The sequence below is a fragment of the Rhodopseudomonas julia genome (assembly GCF_030813515.1).
GTDB lineage: Bacteria > Pseudomonadota > Alphaproteobacteria > Rhizobiales > Afifellaceae > Afifella > Afifella julia.
Window position 1 is genome coordinate 1,257,021 of record NZ_JAUSUK010000002.1, and the last position, 18,378, is coordinate 1,275,398.

An 18,378-nucleotide genomic window follows, 5' to 3' on the forward strand; every position below is an offset into this window, starting at 1 on the left:
GCTGCAAGGTAATGGCCGCAGCGTTTCGATCAAGCCGGAAGGGGGCGGAAGCTGCCATGCACCGCCCTCTCCTTTTCTCAAGCTCATCCATCACCGGAGACGAGATCAGTTCGACGGCAGTGCGTAGGCGATGATCGAGTCACCCGTTTTCGTGCCGAGGGATCCGTGACCCCCGGCCACCACCAGGAGATACTGTTTCCCGTCAACGGCGTAGGTCATCGGGGTTGCCTGGCCGCCGGCCGGGAGCCGATCGCGCCAGAGCTGCTCGCCGGTCGTCGCGTCAAAGGCGCGAACATAGTAATCGAGCGAGCCGCTCATGAAGGCGAGATTGCCAGCCGTCAGGATCGGGCCACCGAGATCCGGCACGCCCATCTTGAACGGCAGTGGGATGGGCGAACGATCACGCACCGTGCCGTTTCGGTGCATGTAGGCGACCTGGCCGGTGGTGAGGTCGGCGCCCGCGACGTAGCCCCAGGGCGGAGCCTGGCAGGGAAGCCCGATTGGCGATGTGAACGGCTTCAGGCTTACCGCAAACGGTGCCCCGTAGTTCTCGTTGAGCCCCGGCTTGCCCTCCGAAACGTAGTTCTTTTCCGGATTTTCGCGGGGGATGAGCTTCGAGACGAAGGCGAGATAGGACGGCGTGCCGAAGACGATCTGCCGGACCGGATCGACAGCGACACCGCCCCAGTTGAAGACGCCGAAATTGCCCGGATGGACGAGGCTGCCTTCCGTCGAGGGCGGGGTGAAGCGCCCTTCCCAGCGGTACTGGTGGAATTCGACGCGGCAGACGAGCTGGTCGAACATGGTCGCGCCCCACAGGTCGTGCTCGGTGAGCCGGGGCGGCTTCAACGAAAGCGCCGAAGTGGGCTGCGTCTTGGCCGCGTGATCACCCTTCGCGGCGCCTTGAGGTGCAGGCTCTTCGGTGACCGGGAGAATGGGTTCTCCCGTCCGCCTGTCGAGCACGTAGATGTCACCCTGCTTCGTCGCCTGAACGACGGCCGGAACCGTGTTCCCTCCGATCTGAAGGTCGATCAGGCTCGGCTGCGACGGCACATCCATGTCCCACAGATCGTGATGCACGGTCTGGAAGACCCAGCGAAGCTCGCCGGTGACAAGGTCGAGTGCGACAATCGAGGAAGAGAAGCGCTCAGTTTCCGGCGTGCGATTGCCGCCCCATTGGTCGGGCGGTGCGTTGCCAAGGGGCACGTAGAGCAGACCGAGTCCTGGGTCAGCACTCATGGTCGTCCAGGAATTGGGCGAGTTGGCCGTATAGGTCTCGCCATCAGCGATCGGCGTCGTCTCGTCCGGCCGACCGGCGTCCCAATTCCAAAGAAGATCGCCCGTGTCGATGTCGTAGGCGCGGATGACACCCGACGGCTCCGTCGTCGAGACATTGTCGTTGACCGAGCCGCCGACGACCACCAGGCCACGCGCGATGACGGGCGCGGAGGTCGAATAATAGAACCCATTCTGGAGGTTCGGCATGTTCGCCCAGAGATTGACCTGACCGTCCTCTCCGAAACTCCGGCACACCTCGCCTGTCGCGGCGTTGAGCGCGATCAGTCGGGCATCGGAGGTCGGCAGATAGATCCGCGCCGGACACTCGGTTGCGGTGGCGCTGTCAGCGCCTTCGGGCGATTGGTAATAGGATACGCCGCGGCAGGTCTGATGCTGGCGGCTCGCCTCTGTCCCCACCTCGGGATCGTAGCGCCATTTTTCCTCCCCGGTCGCGGCATCAAGAGCGATCGCGAGGTTGTGCGGAGTGCACAGATAGAGCGTGTCGCCAATCTTGAGTGGCGTGACCTCGTAGGTGGTTTCCTTCGGGTCGCCCTGCCGCCGTGTGTCGCCGGTATGATACTGCCAGGCGACCTTGAGATGCTCGACATTGCCGGCATGGATCTGGTCGAGCGGGGAGTATTTCTGTCCGAACTCGGTGCGTCCGTAGGCCGGCCAGTCCTCCGCCGGCACCTCAGCCGCTTCACCTGAAGGACCGGTCGCAGCATCGGCAACCCGAGCGGCCGGAAGCTGCCCCGGGAGGTCGCTGGAGGGCGTTAAGAGTGCATAGATCGCCACACCGACGGCAAAAACGAGAGAGAGGCCGAGCGGGATCCCCGCTCCGCGCCAGGCCGCCGGCCGCGGATCAAAAAAATCGCGCTTCAATGAGCGCGTTACGAAAGGCAGGAGCAGCCAGATACCGATGAGAACGACGATGTCGCCGCGCGGAGCCAATTGCCACCAATCGAAACCCGCCTCCCAGATCGCCCAGATGAGGGTGCCGAGGACGACGGCAGCGTAGACGTAAAGCGCGGCCGCGCGATGCATGAATAAAAGGATGCCGGTGGCCAAAAAGCCGACAGCGGCAAGAATATAATACCAGGAGCCACCGAGGGCTGCGAGCCAAACGCCTCCGACAGCGAGGGCGGCTCCCAGCAATGCGATGGCGATGCCAGTGATTGTGGCGACCAAATTCTCTCCTCCGGGATGGTTGATGTCTTACCAACACGGAAGGAGGCTCTCGGTTTCCAGCAGACGCCAGAATCCTTTGCCGGCGGAGATTGCGGGTTGCGACCCGGCGCCGGCCGACGCCGTTTCAGTTCATTTCTTCGGGCTTGGGCGTGCGTCTTCAGTTGGCGATTCAAGCGGCAGCCCGGCCTTCTTCCAGGCCCCGAAGCCGCCCTCGATATGAGCGACGGGCTTCAAGCCCATTTCGGCAGCGCGTCCAGCCGCCAGCGCCGAGCGCCAGCCTGCCGCGCAGAAGAAGATGAATGGGCGGTCTTCGGCGAAGACCGGCTTATGGTAGGGGCTCGCCGGATCGATCCAGAATTCGAGCATCCCTCGCGGGCAATGGATGGCTCCAGGGATCTTTCCCTCACGCTGCAGCTCTCGGATATCTCGCAAATCCACGAGCACGGCATCGGCCTTGTCGTGTCGCCGTAAAGCCTCATGAGGATCGACGGTTTCGATTGTCGCCTCGGCCTCGTCGATGAGCTGCCGGTAGCCTTTGACGATTTGCTGCGGCATTGGTTTCTCCTGTTGCTCCGCCTGCTTAGCAAGGCAGCCTTCAGGACGAAATGCAAACGCTTCGACGTGGGAGAGCCGCCGCGGCCAATGGCAATAAAAAACGCGGGACCTTTCGGCCCCGCGTACTGCGCGATTTCCTAGGATGAATGCGGTCAGCTGACCGCCACCGTAGTCGCTCCGCCACTGACCACCAGCGAGATCACCAACAGCAGTCCGGCACAGACCACGAAGGTGATCGCCGCCGCCCGCCAGCAGGACGGCTCGTTCAAATCGGGCATCAAATTCCCCTTTGTCCCCTGGTGTGCAGGGAGTCCTTGGACCCTCCCGACACCGCAAACCGTTACAATTTGCCAAAGGTGACTTCAAGCTTGAAGATGGCCAAAATTGGCCACTCTTTCGCCTCAATCGCGCCTGGCATCCACCTTTCCCGCCGTCGCCAAAGATCAACGCATGCTCTGCTTACGCGAGGCCTGCGCCGATGAAAAAGCGTTCGCGGCTAGAAAAGTTGGGCGGTCCACTTCATCCTTCGTTCCCGCCGGTCCGCCCCTGCGCAAGCTACGCTGCAGGGGCGTTCGAGGGTGACCGAGAGGCTGATGGCCTGGGGCCGATCAGCGGCGGGAATGTGGCGATGAGCGCGAGAGAAAGCAAGTCTTAATAGAGGTTAACGGCTGCGTCATCCACATAGCAGCCATACATAAGACGCTGGGCTTCTTTCTCCCTATAAGACGCTGAAACTTAACATGTTTAGAGTGGCGCCTTGGGGTCGGCATGTGCCCTCTCGCCGCCCCTCTCCCCGGTCGAGCGCTCTTTGTCCTTCGGCTGGCTCCCCGCGCTCGGGGGCTGTGAAACACGCACTTCGACGGGCTCACTCAAGATGACCTGCCGATGTGGGAACGGAATCGAGACGCCCGCTTCCTTGAACGCGTCCCAGCAGGCGAGAAGCACCTTGCCGCGCACATTGGTCAGGCCGTTCTGAGGGTCGCGAATCCAGAAACGAAGAATGAAATCGATGGAGGATTCGCCGAAACCCGTCAGCCAGCAAACCGGCGGAGGTGCCTGATGAACCCGCTCGACGGATTTTGCAGCGTCGATGGCGAGCCGGCTCACCTGGTGCGGATCGGAGCTGTACGCGACCCCGAAATGCACATCGAGACGAATCAAAGTGTCGGTGAAAGACCAGTTCACCACCTGCTGGGTGATGAAGTCCTCGTTTGGGATGAGGAATTCCTTGCCGTCGCGGGTGACGACGGACACGAAGCGCGCCCGCAGCTCTCGGATCCAGCCAAACGTCTCACCGAGCGAGATCGTGTCCCCCGGTTTGATCGACTTGTCGAGAAGGATGATCATGCCGCTGATGAAGTTCGACACGACCTTCTGAAGGCCGAAGCCAATGCCGACGCCGACCGCGCCGGAGAAGACGGTGAGCGCCGTCAGATCCACTCCGACGGCAGAGAGAGCCGTTGCCGCCGCCGCGACGATGAGCGCGAATTTGACGACTTTTCCGAGAAGCACGCGGATCGTGGGCGTCAGATCGCTCGCCCGGTCGAGCCGCTGCTCCACGAAATTGCCGAAGGTGATGGCGAGCCATAAAAGCCCACTCAAAAGCAGCACGGCCTGGATCAGGAAGAGCAGCGACAGCCGAAAGGAGCCGATCTGAAGGGCGGCGGCATCGAGCAATGCGGTCGCCTCATCGAGGAGACCCGTGATGCGCAAGGCTACGAAAGCCCAGGCCAGGATGGCCACGATCCGGGCTACCGGCCGATTGCGGATGAGCTTCGAGATGACCGAGATCAGAACCCAGGCGGCCACGAGCGAGGTTGCGATCGCCAAGAGGTAAGTACGGCTTGGCCAGGTCATCGTCCGCATGACGGTCAAAACCGCCAACAAGACGAGAGAAAGAACGATCCAGTTGGTGCGCCGTAGGAGCAGCGCGAGGAACCGCAGAAGCCGAGGCTGTCCTCGGATCGCCCTCACCCGAGGTTCGAGACGCGCTTCAGTGAAGCGCCCGACGACGAGACTGAAAAGGACGGCGGCGACGATGATGGCGACCTGGATCAGCATCCAAGGGCGCATGACCATGTCGACGAAAGCCATAAGGCCCGTCTCCGCATCGCCGAGCAAAGCGGCGAAATTCGCGTCCATCAACTCGTCCAAGGGCAAGACCTTCCGCTGTCGACGAGGTTCTTAACGCAGCCAACCTCGCAGACGATCCGTTGCAGGATAAGCGAAAACCTAGGTGCGAGGTGCTGGAAAGAGCGTGTCGATGCGCCCCGTCCAGTAATAGGCAAGCAGCCCGACCCATTCGCGAAACGCGATATCGGTCCGCCGCAATCCTTCGCTGATGCTGGCGAAGGGGCGCAGCCAGTCATCCGGCGCTGCCCGAAAATCCACCGGATAGGCCGTGACCGGAAAGCCGGCCGCCCGAAACACGCCGACAGCACGCGGCATGTGATAGGCCGAGGTCACCAGCCACCAGGCTTCATCCGGTTGAGGCTTGGCAAGTTCCTTGGAGAAACGAGCGTTTTCAGCCGTATTGCGCGATTGGGACTCGATCGTCACACGCTCCGGCGAGAGGCCGAAGCGCTCGATCGCCTCTCCGACGAATTCGCCCTCAGTCTTTCTGGCGCCGCCGGTCAAAGCATTGCTGCCACCCGTGAAGACGATGCGGGCCTGCGGATAGGCCCTCGCAAGGCGCAAAAGAGCGAGAATGCGGTCCCCAGCTTCGGTCAGCTCAAGTCCGGCATCGCGCGCTCCGCTCACCCGATCAGAGAGCGCACCTCCCAAGACGATGATGCCGTCGGGTGCGGCTTTATCCGGTAATGGCTGTTCGAAACGGTTTTCCAGCGGCAGGATCAACCAGTTGGCTACCGGGCCGAGACCGCAGGCCAGAATGCCGACGAGCCCGGCCGCTGCCACAATGCTGCCGACGCGAAACGACCACAGCATCTGAAGCAGGAAGCCGCAGATCGTCAGAATGACGAGGGCGTTCGACGGCGCGAGGAAGAACCCCGCGACCTTTGAGATTATGAAGAACATGTTTCCTGCCCGCTCGGGGAATCATCTCCGGCATGGCCGAAGATGATTGCTCATATCACGGGAAGGCGCAGACGGAGGGTCCCGTCATGCGTTGTCTCAAGCTGCCTCGTCCCATTCCGGCGCCCAGTCCGGATCGATGGTGCGGCCATCGGGACGTGCGAGCGCCGAGATACGCCCCATTTCATCGGGAGTTAGAGCAAAGTCATAAATGTCGTTGTTTTCATTTACTCTTTCTGCCTTTGATGAACGCGGTATCGCGATCACACCTTCCTGCTGGATATGCCAGCGGAGGATGACCTGGGCGGGTGTCCGGCCCTTTTCCTGAGCAATTTCCCGTACAATCTCTTCATCCAAGACCGCGCCGCGAGCGATCGGCGCATAAGCCGTCAGGGCAAGGCCATGCTTGCGGCAGGCGGCATGGACGATGCTCTGATTGAGATAGGGGTGATATTCGACCTGGTTTGCGACGATCGGCTCGTCCGCATGGCGCATGGCGGCTTCGATGAGAGCCGCAGGGAAATTCGAGACGCCGATATGTTTGGTCAGTCCCTGTTTCTTGGCCTTGCACAGGCTTTGGATCTGTTCGTCAAACGGGATCGAAGGGCTCGGCCAGTGGATCAATACAAGGTCGGCCTGGTCGATTTGGAGACGCTTGAGGCTCCCTTCGACAGATTTCTGGAAATCGCCGTCACGAAGGTTCTCGTGCCACACTTTGGTGGTGACGAAGATGTCGTCGCGCGGCGTGACGTGGTTGGCGAGCGCGTCTCCGACCGCTTCTTCGTTATCGTAGGCTTCGGCGGTGTCGATGTGACGATAGCCGGCATCGAGCGCGACCTCCACCATATGGCGGCAGACATCGTCCCGCAGCCGCCAGGTCCCGAAGCCGAGCGCCGGAATCTCTGCGCCGTTCGCCGTGACGGTGAGTGTCATATCGTGCTCCTTTGTTTCTTGTTGGAGCCGAAACTGGCGCGGTCAGGGCTTGCTTCAAGCGATTTGGAGCACGCGGATATTCAGCTCTCGTCCGTGGAGCGGTGGCTTTTGCGTTCGCGCTCGATCTTCTCACCTTCCGCGCCTCGTTCCTGAAAGCGCTGTAGCAGCGAATGGATGATGTCGCGCTCTTCATCCTGAAGATCAGTCATAAGCGCGCTCTCAGCCACGAGGTGTGCGTGGTGTTCATAGAGCTCGCGCAATTCGGTGTTCACCGAGGACGCAGCGAGGTCTCCCAATGTGCGCAAAAGAGCCTCGTTCATGACGAAGACCTCCTTGGCGGCCAGGCGCAACGGGCTGATGACCGCATTGACCAAATCCGCAAAGTGCATCGATTGTGGCACCAGGATCACGTCGCGCTCTTCGTTCCAGTGAATTGCCGGGGTTAAGTCGCGCCCGTCCAGGACAGCAAGCGATGCTGCAATGTGGTTGGCGCAGGCGACTGCCGTGAAGACGTCGTTGACGCCGGGTGACAGGGCACGCAGAGCGATCTCGACCAGAAGCCTGAAGCGTGCTGGGAGATCCTGAAAATAGGTGCGGGACGAACCGAGAATGATCGCATCACGCAGGAGACTGGCGAACCCATCCGGCATCTCCTCGCAATCGATACGCGCCAAAGGCTTGCGCTTGATCACGAAGTCACCGGGCTGCACGAGCAGCTCGATCACGCGGATGTCTCTGTGGGCACCATCGACGATCGATGAATAGCTGATGGACGAAACGTAGCCTTCGGAATCGGCGAAAATGATCGCACCATTGGCAGCCACCGGTGCCGGCAAGGTGAGAGCTTCCATCGATTTCGCATCTTTCAGATGAGTCAGAAGTGCGCTCTGAAGATTGCCGGCGACCCGCGCGACGATGTGATCGACGCTGACCTGGTCGGTGATGTGATTGACGAAGACGACGAGGAACGACAACGCGACGATGACGAGCAGAATCGCCAAGCCGATCGATATGGTGCGGGTCTCAATGAAGGTGCCGACGTAATAGAGGATCGTCAGACTGTAGGTGAAAACGGAAAGCTGTATCCCCAGCGTCAACCGGGTCAGCCGGTCTTGCCTCAAATCCTGAACGAGCCTCGGTCCGAGAGACGTGGCCGCGAGGTTCCGGATAAGGAGAGACAGCGAATAGACGATCGAGGTTGCCGAAATCGTCGCCGCGGCGATCGTGCTCAAAATCGATCGAGCCGTGTCCGGCTGGATCTCACGAAAAAAGTGATCCCCGAGCAATTGCTGCAGGGATCGCCACTGATCGAGCTCGAGCGAGATCAGAGCCCCAACCCATCCAGCCGCACCGATGACGAGGGGGATGAACCAGAAGCTCGTCAAAATATTCTGCAGGCGGAGGCGCCATCGCTCCAAACGCAGGAGGCCGCGAATATCTAAAAACAAGGTCGGCCTACACTTTCCGTCCCATGACCGGACGCTTCACGAGTTCAGCTCAAGGGCAGAACAAGCGCCTTCCGTGCTGCGGGACGCTCCATGATCCGCGCGCAATAGGCCTCAACGTTCGGCGCCGGCGTGCGTTCGAGCGGCAGGTTAAGCCAGCGCAAGACGATCGCACCTATGGCGATGTCGCCCATGGTGAACGTTTCCCCGCTGACGTACGGCCGGTCGCCCAGCCATTTCTCGAGAATCGCAGCGCAGGCTTCACCCTTCTTCTGGCTGGCCGAGACGGCCGCATGGTCACGCGCATCCTCGGGCTGACGAACGAGATTGTAGAATGCGGGGCCGATCGCCGGACCGAACGTCGTCGTCTGCCAGTCCATCCACCGGTCCGCATCGGCGCGAACTCTGAGGTCGTTCGGCCACAACGCGCCTGCGCTGTGTTGCGCGCAAAGATAGCGAACGATCGCATTTGATTCCCACAGGACGAAACCATCATCCACCAGAACGGGGACGAGGCCGTTGGGATTCATTTTGCGGTATTCGGGGGTGTCGACATGTCCGTGCTGGCGTCCCGCCAAAACGAGATCGTAGCTGAGACCGATCTCGTCCAGACAGAAGATCACCTTCTGGACATTGATCGAATTGGGGCGGCCATAGATTTTGAGCATGCTGGAAGATGCGTCGCCGCGCAGTGATCCGTCAATCATCGCGTAGGCTGATGTTCGAAATGTCCGGCCAGGAGCGTAGGCTCCCCCTTTCCCGCATCTCCGTATTCGGTGCGCCAGACCGGAGAACGCAGCGGATTACGTCGCAGCCGGGACGCCTTGGACGAACGCAAGTCTAATTGCAGGCAAGACTGCCTTGAGGCACCACGTAACCGTAGTTGGCGACCATAAGCCTAAATTGGGGGCACCGTGGAAAACGACTCAAACAAGCAAATCGCGCCGAGCTCACTCCCCTGGCCACCGATCATCGTGGCAGGATCGCTTTTTCTCGGGCTGATCCTTGCCTATATCGCGCCCCTTCCCTGGCCCGATGCCGACGGCACCCTGCGCGGGTTGGGAGGCTTGATCGTTCTTGCAGCTCTCGGGATCGACCTTTGGGGCTATCGGACCTTCGAGCCACACAAGACGACCTTGCGGCCCGATCGGGCAGCCTCGGCGCTCGTGACCGAAGGTCCATTTCGTTATTCCCGCAATCCGTTTTACGTCGGCAACGTCATGCTCGTTTTCGGCCTTGGGCTCGCCTTTGCCAATTGGTGGCTGGTGTTGCTCGCGCCGGTCGCATTTGTGTTGATGGATCGTCTCGCCGCGCGCCCCGAAGAAAAGCACCTCGAAGACCGTTTCGGGGCCGAATATCTCGCCTACAAAGCGCGTGTCGGCCGCTGGCTTTAAGCGACGCAGCGGCCGCGAAACTCGCGACGTTCAGAAATTTGGCCAAAGCCCACGAGTTGCGAGTTCAACGACGTTGCCATCCGGATCTCGGAAATACAGGCTGCGCCCGCCGCGTGGCCAGCTGACTTCGCTGAGGATGGCGATGTCTTTCGCCTGCAGGTGCCGCTTCCACTTACCGTAGCTGTCGGTGGCGATGCGGAAGGCGAAATGTGCCGGGCCCTCAGAATGATGGCCGGGAATCATTCCGCCCGCCGTCTTGGTGTCTTCCAACGTATCGCCACGATGAAAGACGAGGAGAACCTCTGATGGTCCCGCCGCGTAGGTCATCATCCGTGACGTGCCGGTCATACGCTCCAAACCGAGCGCTTCGCCGTAGAAGGCATGGGCTGCCGCCAAATCCGTGACATAGACGGCGGTTTCCAGGATGCCCTCGATCTTTGGGGCCGCAGCTTTCTCAACGTTCGTATCTGACATAGGCGGTCAATTTTCCAACTTGGTCATAAAGGGCACGTGCGCGTCGGTTCGAAGCCTCTGTCTGCCAGTAAACCTTGTCGGCATTCTGTGCTTCCGCTTCGGCGAAAACGGCGTCCATCAAAGCTCGGCCGGCACCGAGCCCGCGCGCATCCGCTGCCACGAAGAGGTCTTCGAGATATAGCCGATCGGCGATCGCCCAAGTTGCCGGATGAAGGAGGCAATGGGCAAAACCGACAAGCCGGTCGGCATCGTAGGCGCCAAGCGCGAACATCGCGCCCTTTTCCAGGACCAGCCGACGCCACGTCACATCGCACACTTCCGGCGCGAGATCGACATCATAGAAGGTGAGATAGGCCTGCCACAGAGGCTCCCAGGAGGAACGGTCGGCGGCCTCCAATCTGCGGATATTGACCGCCATCGGATCAAAGCCCCGTCTGACTTTTCAACCAGCGTCTCCAGTCCTTTTCGTCGCCGTTGAAGGCGTTTCGGTCAACAGCGCCTTTGATTCCGTCGACACGACCGGTGGCCGTAAACTGCCAGAACAGGAACGGGCGGTTCTTGAAGCGCTCCTTCGGCTCGGCAGCTACGCTGCGCAGCCAGAAGGGGTAATCCTTGTACCGTCCTTCCAGGATGTCCTTATGGAAGTTGATGTCGGTGTAGATGATCGGCTTCTTGCCGGTGTGTTCCTCCATCGCTTTCAGGATCACGTCGATCTTTGCAAGCGCCTCTTCCTTGGAGATCTTGTGCGGACAGCTGCGCGACTGATGGTTCCATTCGAGGTCGAGAACGGGAGGAAGCTGGGTCTTATCCTGCGGAACGGCGAGCTGGTACCACAAGGCCTGTTCGGCAGCTGTGCGGCACCAATACATGAAATGGTAGGCGCCGCGCGGCACGCCTGCGCGGGCTGCGGCTTCCCAGTTGTCGTAGAAATTCTCGTCGACGTGATCGCCGCCCTCCGACACCTTGATGTAGGCGAAGCGGATGCCATCGGCGCGGACCCGATTCCAGTCGATATCTCCTTGATATTTGGAGATGTCGATGCCCTGAACGGGCATCGCATGGGCACGCGCCACCCCCGGATGCGGGTCTGAGTCCGGCAGATATTTGATTGCCGCTCCGCCGCAGCCGGTAAGCAAGAGGGCCGCGAGAACAACAGGTGCCAGCCTGTGGCAGGAAAAGGGATATGCGCGCGTCATGTAAGCCGTCCCCAAGGATCGGCCCTTCATGGACGGTTAGCCTTTATCGGTCGTTAATGCCGCACCCTGGAAGCCCGGCCTCGCAGCAATCTTTTTTTTCTGCGTGGCCGCCGCGCCGTCACGAAATCGCAAACCACCATGCGGCGAGGCCTAGAAATGCGAAAAAGCCCACCACGTCGGTGACGGTGGTGACGAAGACGGAAGACGCGATCGCGGGGTCGGCCCCGGCTTTTTCCAAGGCAAGCGGAATGAGAATCCCGGCAAGCCCCGCAGCCACCATGTTGATGACCATGGCGACGGCGATAATACCGCCCAGTTGGGTGCTGGAGAACCACAACGTCGCCACAACGCCTATGATGATTGCGAAGAGCACGCCATTGGCGAGACCCACGAGAGCTTCCCTCGAGATGAAGCGGATCGGGTTGATGGTTTCGATGTCACGTGTCGCCAGCGCCCGGACGGCCACCGTCATCGTCTGAGTGCCGGCATTGCCGCCCATCGAGGCGACGATCGGCATGAGCACGGCCAGTGCCACCATCTGCGAAATCGTGCCATCGAAAAGACCGATCACCATCGAAGCAAGCAAGGCTGTCCCAAGATTGAGGAGGAGCCAGATGAAGCGCGAACGCACGGCACTGACGAAGGTGTCCGTCAGCTCTTCATCGCCGACACCCGCCAGCCGCTTGATATCTTCGTCGGCCTCCTCCTCGATCACGTCGACGATATCGTCAATCGTGATGACGCCGACGAGCCGATCGCTTTCGTCAACGACGCCGACGGACAGGAGGTTGTAGCGCTCGAACAGACGAGCGACCTCTTCCTGGTCGTCAGTCGCGGAGACCGAATGGGTGACCTCGCCCATGATGTCTTCGATGCGCACGGGTCGCTTGGTGCGCAGCAGGCGATCGAGAGGAACCGTCCCAAGGAAACAGAAGCGTGGATCGACGACAAACACCTCGGTGAAATCGTCGGGAAGTCGATCGTCCTCCCGCAGGAAGTCGATGGTCTGTCCCACAGTCCAAAAGGGCGGCACGGCTATGAAGCGCGTTGTCATCCGCCGCCCGGCGGACTCCTCCGGGTAGTCGAAGCTTCGCTCGAGTTTGATGCGTTCCGCGAGCGGCAGGGCCGCGAGGATTTCTTCGCGATCCTCGTCCGCCAGATCTTCAAGAATGCCAATCGCGTCGTCCGAATCGAGCTCGCGGACGGCTTCGGCGATCGCTGTATTGGGGATCGTTTCGAGAATCTCGTCGCGGACGGTTTCGTCGACCTCGGTCAGTGCCGTCCAGTCGAAATCGCCGCCCATGAGGGCGATCAGCGCCTCGCGTTCTTCGCGGCTGATCGCCTGCAGAACGTCGCCGAGATCTGATTCGTGCAGATCGCCGATCAGAATGTGCAGCCGCTCGGCGTCGCTCGTCTCGATCGCTTCAGAGACCGCTGCGAGGTAAGCGCCGTTCAGCGAGCCTTCCTCGTCGCGAACTTGCGGAAGCACCGTCTCTTCGTCTTCGCGTGGGAGCGTATCTGTCTGCATCGCACGTCTTTAGGGCTGCGGCCCTGCCGGGTCCAGCGGAGCCGGCCAGAAACGCCGATGTTACAGACAATAAAAAAGGTGGCCGAAGCCACCTTTTGAATTGGTGCGGTCGAGAGGACTCGAACCTCCACGGGTTGCCCCACAGCGACCTCAACGCTGCGCGTCTACCAGTTCCGCCACGACCGCGAAATGCTGCGCCGGTCAAGCCAGCGCGCGGTCATGTAGCAAATGGTCGGAGCCGAAACAAGGCCAGTCTCGCTACAAGATGCGCTTTCCCAAAATGACGCGGCCTGGGAGCCCGGATAGGCCTGCGCGTGCGACGCGGTCGTCGCCCCTCGCCTTTGTCTGCGCCGAGGATTATGTGAACCGCCATGACGTCATTGCCTGAAGCCCCCGCGTGGGGCATCGATTCTCCTGCTGAACGCGAGAAACCGAGTGAAAGCCTGTGGCCCGAGCCGGCAGATACGCCGGTCGAGTTGCGGATTTCACATGAACCGATTCCGTACGAGGACGCGCTTATCTTCATGGATGAGCGCGCTGCCGCGATTCGTGCCGGAGAGGCTCCCGAATGCCTGTGGCTTCTCGAACATCCCCCCCTTTACACCGCGGGAACGAGCGCTCGCGCTCAGGACCTGCTGACGCCTGAGCGTTTTCCGGTCTTCAAGACCGGCAGGGGCGGACAATACACGTATCACGGCCCGGGTCAGAGGGTCGCCTATGTGATGCTCGACCTGGAAAGGCGGCAAAGGGATATCCGAGTCTACGTACGCAGCCTGGAGGCGTGGTTGATCTCGGCGCTGGCGCGTTTCGGCGTCAACGGAGAACGCCGGGACGGGCGCGTCGGAATCTGGGTTCAAAGGCCGGACAGGCCGCCGCTCTTTGACGGTTCACCGGCCGAAGACAAAATCGCGGCACTGGGCGTGCGGGTCCGCCGCTGGGTTACCTTTCACGGCATATCGCTCAACGTGGCGCCAGACCTTGAGCACTTCTCCGGAATCGTACCTTGCGGCATCACGGGTTACGGCGTGACGAGCCTGAAGGATCTCGGCATGTCTGCGAATATGGCTGACGCAGATCGGGCTCTCATCGAGGCCTTCGAGGAGGTTTTCGGCCCCCTCGCCCGCACCCCGTAAAGAGGAAGCGACGCGGTTTACGGTGAAGCCATGACCGTCCAGGTCTCGGCGGTCTTGCGAATGTAGAGGTAGGTGCGGCTTTGCACTCGCTCGGCTCCTGATGGCGCCAGTTGCACCGTCACGGACACCCGCGTCAGGTCACTTGGCAATCCCGGCTCCTTAAGCGTCGCCAAAAAGGCCTGTTGCACAGCCTGACGCGCTTCAAAAAAAGTCAGCGGACGGCTTTCCGGTGTCAGGAGGACTTTCACATGCCCGTCGCGGGGATCGTCCTCTGGCATGAAATGCAGGCGCACATTGGCAATTCTGTCGCTGGAATGATCCGCGGCGAGCATTGCATTCTGGCCGTCCAATGGTCTGCCGAACGCCACACCAGATGTCGCGACTGTACCAATCGCGAGGCCAAAGAAGAGCGCCAAACGCAGCCGTGGGCCTGTAGAAGACGGCATCATCCCAACCCGTTCGCCTTGCCGGCGCCAGCATATCTTAACGAAGGGTTGACGCGCTAAATCAACTTTAAATCAAAGTTAACGATCAAGATATTCCACGCGGAAGGGACCGCTCTGTGGCTCCTCCTCGCCAATCACCTGGACGGCATCGACCGAAGCCAGAGCCGGGCCTGAGCGCAATGCTGCGAGCATCGCGTCCACCTGGTCGACCGAACCCGTGAATACAGCCTCGACCGCTCCGTCGCTCCGATTCGCCACCCAGCCGGAAAGGTCGAGATCATTCGCCCTCCCCTTGGTCCACGCCCGGTAAGATACACCCTGAACACGTCCTGTTATCACCACTCGAACGGTCTTTTCTGCCACGGTCACTGTGCCTTTGAGGTCATTGCGCTGCGTCGACCAAGAGTGAGCCTTGGCGCAGTTGCTTCTCGGTTTCTTCGATCCAATCCCGAACGATCGGCACGGCATCCCTCTGGCGTGCCAGAATGAGTTGGAAGACCATGTTGGAGCCGTGCACGAAGCCCAGTTCCACCGCCGCAAGATAGAATTCCCACATCCGGACGAAGCGCTCGTCCATCAATTCGATCGCCTTGTCGCGGTTGGCCTGGAAGCGATTGTACCATTCTCTGATCGTATACCCGTAGTGGAGACGGAGCACCTCGGCATCGCACACCCACAACCTGTTGCGTTCCGTGGCAGCAAAAACTTCCGATATCGCCGGCACATAGCCTCCCGGGAAAATGTACTTGTTGAGGAAGGGGCCCGTTATTCCCGGCGGTGACATGCGGCCGATGGAGTGCAGCACCATGAAGCCGTCAGGCTTCAACAAGCTGAAGACCTTGCGGAAGTAGGCGTCGTAGAAGCGATACCCGACATGCTCGAACATTCCGACTGAGACGATGCGGTCAAATTCGCCTTCGATTTCGCGGTAATCCTTCTCCACGAATTTGACGCGGCCGGAGAGGCCTTTTGCTTCAGCCCATCGGCGCGCCGCCGCGAGCTGCTCCGTTGCCGGATTGACGCCCATGACCTCGACATCGAAGGTTTCGGCCAGAAAGATCGCAAGACCTCCCCATCCGGAGCCGATATCCAGGACCTTCATTCCGGGCCGGAGCTGAAGTTTCGCTCCGATATGGCGCAGCTTTGCAAGCTGCGCGTCCTCCAACGTTTCGTTCTCGGGATCACGCCAATAGGCGCAGGAATACTGCATCCGCTCATCGAGAAAGAGGCGGTAGACATCCTCCTTGACGTTGTAATGATGTTTGGCGTTCTGCTTTGATCGCCCTGGCATGTTGTTCTGATGCCAGCGTCTCAGAGCGCGATAGCCCGTATTGACAACCGTCTGTGCCGGATGGGCCGAGAGGTAATCCTGGTTGATCGAGAAGAGCCTCAAGAATTCATGGACGGTGGCGCCGTTTTCGAATGTCAGCGTCCCGTCCATGTAGGCTTCCGGAGCAACGAGCTCCGGATTCATCGCTAGCTGCCAATGGAGTTTCGGATCATGCAGGCGCATGGTCACAACCGGGCCGGGCTTCTTGCCGCCAAAAAGATGCTCGCGACCTTCTGCGTCGATCAGAGTGAGCCGACCATTGCGCACGAATTGTCGAAGGATGCTTTTCAGGAGCCACATCGGGGAAAAGTCTCCCTTTTTGTCACACCCAATTTTATCGCGCGCAATCTGACGAGTGAAACCCCCTCCCGGTTGTGATCATTCAGGCGACTTACTCGAACTCGATGAGCACCTGATCGAAGGCCACCACGTCGCCCGGAGCCGCGCAGATCTTCTTGATGACGACATTACGCTCGGCCCGAAGGACGTTCTCCATCTTCATTGCTTCGACGGTGGCGAGAGTTTCACCGGCCTCGACCTTTTGTCCCTCTTCAACTGGAAGAGACACAACGATACCCGGCATCGGGCAGGCCAGGCGGTTGTCGAGTTCGCTCACCGCCTTTTCGGGCATATGGCGATAGATCTCGCCGACGGATGGACGGATAAGCTGGGTCATTCGGGCGACGCCGCGACGCTCGACACGCAAGGCAGCACCCCGGCGTTCGATCTGGGCGAACACCTCCTTGTCGTCGACGATCCCGTGCCACAGAAGATCACCCGGCTTCCACGCCGTCATCACCCGATGCTCGATGCCGTCGACGATCATTTCGACATCGAACGGAATCGAGGGCATTCCCGACGTGATGGTGATGTCGACCGCCTCTCCGTCGATCAGGACCACCCAATCCGGGCGAATGGTGCCGGGATGAGGACGCAGGCGGCCCGAGAGATCGTCCAGGCGAACGCGCTCGATCAATTGAACGCAGGTGGCGATCGCCGCCAGAATCCGCAGATCCTCGTCGCTCGCTTCGGCGCCTTCGAAGTTCTTGCCATATTCCTCGGCGATGAAAGCGGTGGAGAGATCGCCGCGACGGAAGCGCGGATGCGCCATCAAACCGCTCAAGAATGCGATGTTGTTGCGGATGCCGGTGATCGTGAACGCATCGAGCGCATCCGACATCACGTCGATCGCCTTTTCGCGAGCGGCCATCCCCTCACCTTCTGCGTAGGTGCAGAGTTTGGCGATCATCGGATCGTAAAAGAGAGTGATCTCGGAGCCTTCGACGACACCCGTATCATTTCGGATGATGGTGCCTTCGCGCGCTGCGTCTTCCGGGGGTCGATAGCGGCGCAGGCGGCCGGTCGATGGGAGAAACCCGCGGAAGGGATCTTCGGCATAGAGACGAGCTTCGATCGCCCACCCCTTCAGAACGACGTCTTTCTGCGCAAGCGGGAGCTTTTCGCCGTCGGCAATACGGATCATCAACTCGACCAGATCGAGACCCGTGACGAGTTCGGTCACCGGATGTTCCACCTGCAGACGGGTGTTCATTTCCAAGAAATAGAAGTTGCGGTCGCGGTCGACGATGAACTCGACGGTGCCGGCTGTCTCATAGCCGACGGCGGCGGCGAGGGCACATGCCTGAGCGCCCATAGCGGCGCGCGTCTCGGGATCAAGGAAGGAAGATGGCGCCTCTTCTATCACCTTCTGGTTGCGCCGCTGAATGGAGCATTCCCGTTCGCCCAGATGGATGACATTGCCGTGCTTGTCAGCCAGGACCTGGATCTCAATGTGGCGCGGCTGCTCGACGAACTTCTCGATGAAAATCCGCTCATCGCCGAAGGAGGACTTGGCTTCGCGCCGCGCGAGATCGAAACCTTCGCGCACTTCCTGCTCGTTCCAGGCGACACGCATTCCCTTGCCGCCGCCGCCGGCAGATGCCTTCAGCATGACCGGCAGGCCGATCTCGGCAGAGATACGTACGGCCTCATCGCCGCTTTCGATCAGGCCCATATGGCCGGGCACCACACTCACGCCGGCATCCTTGGCGACTTTTTTGGAGGTGATCTTGTCGCCCATCGCTTCGATCGCGCCGATCGGCGGGCCAATGAAGACGATTCCCGCCTCCGCGAGAGCCTTCGCAAAGTTCGCATTCTCTGACAGGAAGCCGTAGCCTGGATGAACGGCTTCGGCGCCGGTCTGGCGGCAGGCCTCGATGATCTTGTCGAGCTTCAGGTAGCTTTCAGCGGCAGGCGCCGGGCCGATCGCGACTTTCTCGTCCGCCATTTCCACATGCAGCGCATTTCGGTCCGCTTCCGAATAGACCGCAACAGTGGCGATTCCCATCTTTTGGGCTGAACGAATGATGCGGCAGGCGATCTCGCCGCGATTGGCGATCAATATCTTACGGAACATTCGAAAAAACTTCCCCCCTCTTGCGGTGG

At 60.5% G+C, this 18,378-nt stretch carries 18 protein-coding genes and 1 tRNA gene; 2 read left to right on the top strand and 17 right to left on the bottom strand.

Annotated features, from left to right (window positions below; translation table 11 throughout):
• Positions 1-105: 105 nt before the first annotated feature.
• The 8 genes from J2R99_RS15185 to J2R99_RS15220 all read right to left on the bottom strand — a co-directional run bounded on the left by J2R99_RS15185 (position 106) and on the right by J2R99_RS15220 (position 9,100).
• The gene (locus J2R99_RS15185; protein WP_307155240.1) at positions 106-2,466 is read right to left on the bottom strand and encodes a glucose/quinate/shikimate family membrane-bound PQQ-dependent dehydrogenase; all 2,361 of its coding nucleotides are present in this window, start codon (positions 2,464-2,466) and stop codon (positions 106-108) included.
• A gap of 129 nt (positions 2,467-2,595) precedes the next feature.
• A complete protein-coding gene (locus tag J2R99_RS15190; RefSeq protein ID WP_307155241.1) occupies positions 2,596-3,021 on the bottom strand; it encodes a rhodanese-like domain-containing protein in 426 nt (141 codons plus the stop codon).
• A gap of 152 nt (positions 3,022-3,173) precedes the next feature.
• Complete coding sequence (locus tag J2R99_RS15195; protein ID WP_255701274.1) at positions 3,174-3,299, bottom strand: hypothetical protein; 126 nt, start codon at positions 3,297-3,299, stop codon at positions 3,174-3,176.
• A gap of 466 nt (positions 3,300-3,765) precedes the next feature.
• The gene (locus tag J2R99_RS15200) at positions 3,766-5,163 is read right to left on the bottom strand and encodes a mechanosensitive ion channel family protein (RefSeq protein ID WP_307155242.1); all 1,398 of its coding nucleotides are present in this window, start codon (positions 5,161-5,163) and stop codon (positions 3,766-3,768) included.
• A gap of 90 nt (positions 5,164-5,253) precedes the next feature.
• Positions 5,254-6,057, bottom strand: coding sequence for a YdcF family protein (locus J2R99_RS15205; protein ID WP_307155243.1), 804 nt, complete (start codon positions 6,055-6,057; stop codon positions 5,254-5,256).
• Positions 6,058-6,153: 96 nt separating this feature from the next.
• The gene (locus J2R99_RS15210) at positions 6,154-6,987 is read right to left on the bottom strand and encodes an aldo/keto reductase (protein ID WP_307155244.1); all 834 of its coding nucleotides are present in this window, start codon (positions 6,985-6,987) and stop codon (positions 6,154-6,156) included.
• Positions 6,988-7,067: 80 nt separating this feature from the next.
• Positions 7,068-8,372: a DUF2254 domain-containing protein gene (locus tag J2R99_RS15215; protein WP_307155245.1), complete on the bottom strand. Its 1,305-nt coding sequence runs from the start codon at positions 8,370-8,372 to the stop codon at positions 7,068-7,070.
• A 107-nt stretch (positions 8,373-8,479) separates the two neighbouring features.
• A complete protein-coding gene (locus tag J2R99_RS15220) occupies positions 8,480-9,100 on the bottom strand; it encodes a glutathione S-transferase family protein (protein ID WP_307155246.1) in 621 nt (206 codons plus the stop codon).
• 246 nt (positions 9,101-9,346) lie between these two features.
• On the opposite strand from J2R99_RS15220, the gene J2R99_RS15225 reads away from it, so the two are divergent.
• On the top strand, positions 9,347-9,826 hold the full coding sequence (locus J2R99_RS15225; RefSeq protein WP_307155247.1) for a methyltransferase family protein: 480 nt from the start codon (positions 9,347-9,349) through the stop codon (positions 9,824-9,826).
• A 30-nt stretch (positions 9,827-9,856) separates the two neighbouring features.
• Here J2R99_RS15225 and J2R99_RS15230 read toward each other — a convergent pair whose 3' ends face one another.
• The 5 genes from J2R99_RS15230 to J2R99_RS15250 form a co-directional block, all read right to left on the bottom strand.
• A complete protein-coding gene (locus tag J2R99_RS15230; protein WP_307155248.1) occupies positions 9,857-10,300 on the bottom strand; it encodes a VOC family protein in 444 nt (147 codons plus the stop codon).
• Positions 10,281-10,718 (bottom strand): GNAT family N-acetyltransferase, encoded by a 438-nt coding sequence (locus J2R99_RS15235; protein WP_307155249.1) that lies wholly within the window; start codon positions 10,716-10,718, stop codon positions 10,281-10,283. The genes J2R99_RS15230 and J2R99_RS15235 overlap by 20 nt, the downstream gene beginning before the upstream one ends.
• Positions 10,719-10,722: 4 nt before the next feature.
• Complete coding sequence (locus J2R99_RS15240) at positions 10,723-11,496, bottom strand: glycoside hydrolase family 25 protein (RefSeq protein WP_307155250.1); 774 nt, start codon at positions 11,494-11,496, stop codon at positions 10,723-10,725.
• A 118-nt stretch (positions 11,497-11,614) separates the two neighbouring features.
• The gene (mgtE, locus tag J2R99_RS15245; protein ID WP_307155251.1) at positions 11,615-13,024 is read right to left on the bottom strand and encodes a magnesium transporter; all 1,410 of its coding nucleotides are present in this window, start codon (positions 13,022-13,024) and stop codon (positions 11,615-11,617) included.
• A 101-nt stretch (positions 13,025-13,125) separates the two neighbouring features.
• A tRNA-Leu gene (locus J2R99_RS15250) sits at positions 13,126-13,210 on the bottom strand.
• 185 nt (positions 13,211-13,395) lie between these two features.
• On the opposite strand from J2R99_RS15250, the gene lipB reads away from it, so the two are divergent.
• Positions 13,396-14,157: a lipoyl(octanoyl) transferase LipB gene (gene lipB / locus J2R99_RS15255; RefSeq protein WP_307155252.1), complete on the top strand. Its 762-nt coding sequence runs from the start codon at positions 13,396-13,398 to the stop codon at positions 14,155-14,157.
• A 17-nt stretch (positions 14,158-14,174) separates the two neighbouring features.
• Here the strand turns inward: lipB and J2R99_RS15260 are convergent, their stop codons facing one another.
• The 4 genes from J2R99_RS15260 to J2R99_RS15275 form a co-directional block, all read right to left on the bottom strand.
• Complete coding sequence (locus tag J2R99_RS15260; RefSeq protein ID WP_307155253.1) at positions 14,175-14,606, bottom strand: hypothetical protein; 432 nt, start codon at positions 14,604-14,606, stop codon at positions 14,175-14,177.
• Positions 14,607-14,681: 75 nt separating this feature from the next.
• Positions 14,682-14,966 carry an acylphosphatase gene (locus tag J2R99_RS15265; protein ID WP_307155254.1) on the bottom strand — a complete coding sequence of 95 codons (285 nt, stop codon included), beginning with the start codon at positions 14,964-14,966 and terminating at the stop codon, positions 14,682-14,684.
• Between the two features lie 19 nt (positions 14,967-14,985).
• A complete protein-coding gene (locus tag J2R99_RS15270) occupies positions 14,986-16,233 on the bottom strand; it encodes a class I SAM-dependent methyltransferase (protein WP_307155255.1) in 1,248 nt (415 codons plus the stop codon).
• A 91-nt stretch (positions 16,234-16,324) separates the two neighbouring features.
• Positions 16,325-18,349: an acetyl-CoA carboxylase biotin carboxylase subunit gene (locus J2R99_RS15275; protein ID WP_307155256.1), complete on the bottom strand. Its 2,025-nt coding sequence runs from the start codon at positions 18,347-18,349 to the stop codon at positions 16,325-16,327.
• Positions 18,350-18,378 lie beyond the last annotated feature (29 nt).

What these genes read in the sequence shown, in the direction of transcription:
- J2R99_RS15210 (WP_307155244.1), bottom strand. Translation starts at nt 6,987, where the DNA reads ATGACACTCACCGTCACGGCGAACGGCGCAGAGATTCCGGCGCTCGGC.
- J2R99_RS15235 (WP_307155249.1), bottom strand. Translation starts at nt 10,718, where the DNA reads ATGGCGGTCAATATCCGCAGATTGGAGGCCGCCGACCGTTCCTCCTGG.
- J2R99_RS15205 (WP_307155243.1), bottom strand. Translation starts at nt 6,057, where the DNA reads ATGTTCTTCATAATCTCAAAGGTCGCGGGGTTCTTCCTCGCGCCGTCG.
- J2R99_RS15270 (WP_307155255.1), bottom strand. Translation starts at nt 16,233, where the DNA reads ATGTGGCTCCTGAAAAGCATCCTTCGACAATTCGTGCGCAATGGTCGG.
- J2R99_RS15190 (WP_307155241.1), bottom strand. Translation starts at nt 3,021, where the DNA reads ATGCCGCAGCAAATCGTCAAAGGCTACCGGCAGCTCATCGACGAGGCC.
- J2R99_RS15200 (WP_307155242.1), bottom strand. Translation starts at nt 5,163, where the DNA reads ATGGACGCGAATTTCGCCGCTTTGCTCGGCGATGCGGAGACGGGCCTT.
- J2R99_RS15195 (WP_255701274.1), bottom strand. Translation starts at nt 3,299, where the DNA reads ATGCCCGATTTGAACGAGCCGTCCTGCTGGCGGGCGGCGGCGATCACC.
- J2R99_RS15275 (WP_307155256.1), bottom strand. Translation starts at nt 18,349, where the DNA reads ATGTTCCGTAAGATATTGATCGCCAATCGCGGCGAGATCGCCTGCCGC.
- J2R99_RS15260 (WP_307155253.1), bottom strand. Translation starts at nt 14,606, where the DNA reads ATGATGCCGTCTTCTACAGGCCCACGGCTGCGTTTGGCGCTCTTCTTT.
- mgtE (WP_307155251.1), bottom strand. Translation starts at nt 13,024, where the DNA reads ATGCAGACAGATACGCTCCCACGCGAAGACGAAGAGACGGTGCTTCCG.
- J2R99_RS15230 (WP_307155248.1), bottom strand. Translation starts at nt 10,300, where the DNA reads ATGTCAGATACGAACGTTGAGAAAGCTGCGGCCCCAAAGATCGAGGGC.
- J2R99_RS15220 (WP_307155246.1), bottom strand. Translation starts at nt 9,100, where the DNA reads ATGCTCAAAATCTATGGCCGCCCCAATTCGATCAATGTCCAGAAGGTG.
- J2R99_RS15240 (WP_307155250.1), bottom strand. Translation starts at nt 11,496, where the DNA reads ATGACGCGCGCATATCCCTTTTCCTGCCACAGGCTGGCACCTGTTGTT.
- lipB (WP_307155252.1), top strand. Translation starts at nt 13,396, where the DNA reads ATGACGTCATTGCCTGAAGCCCCCGCGTGGGGCATCGATTCTCCTGCT.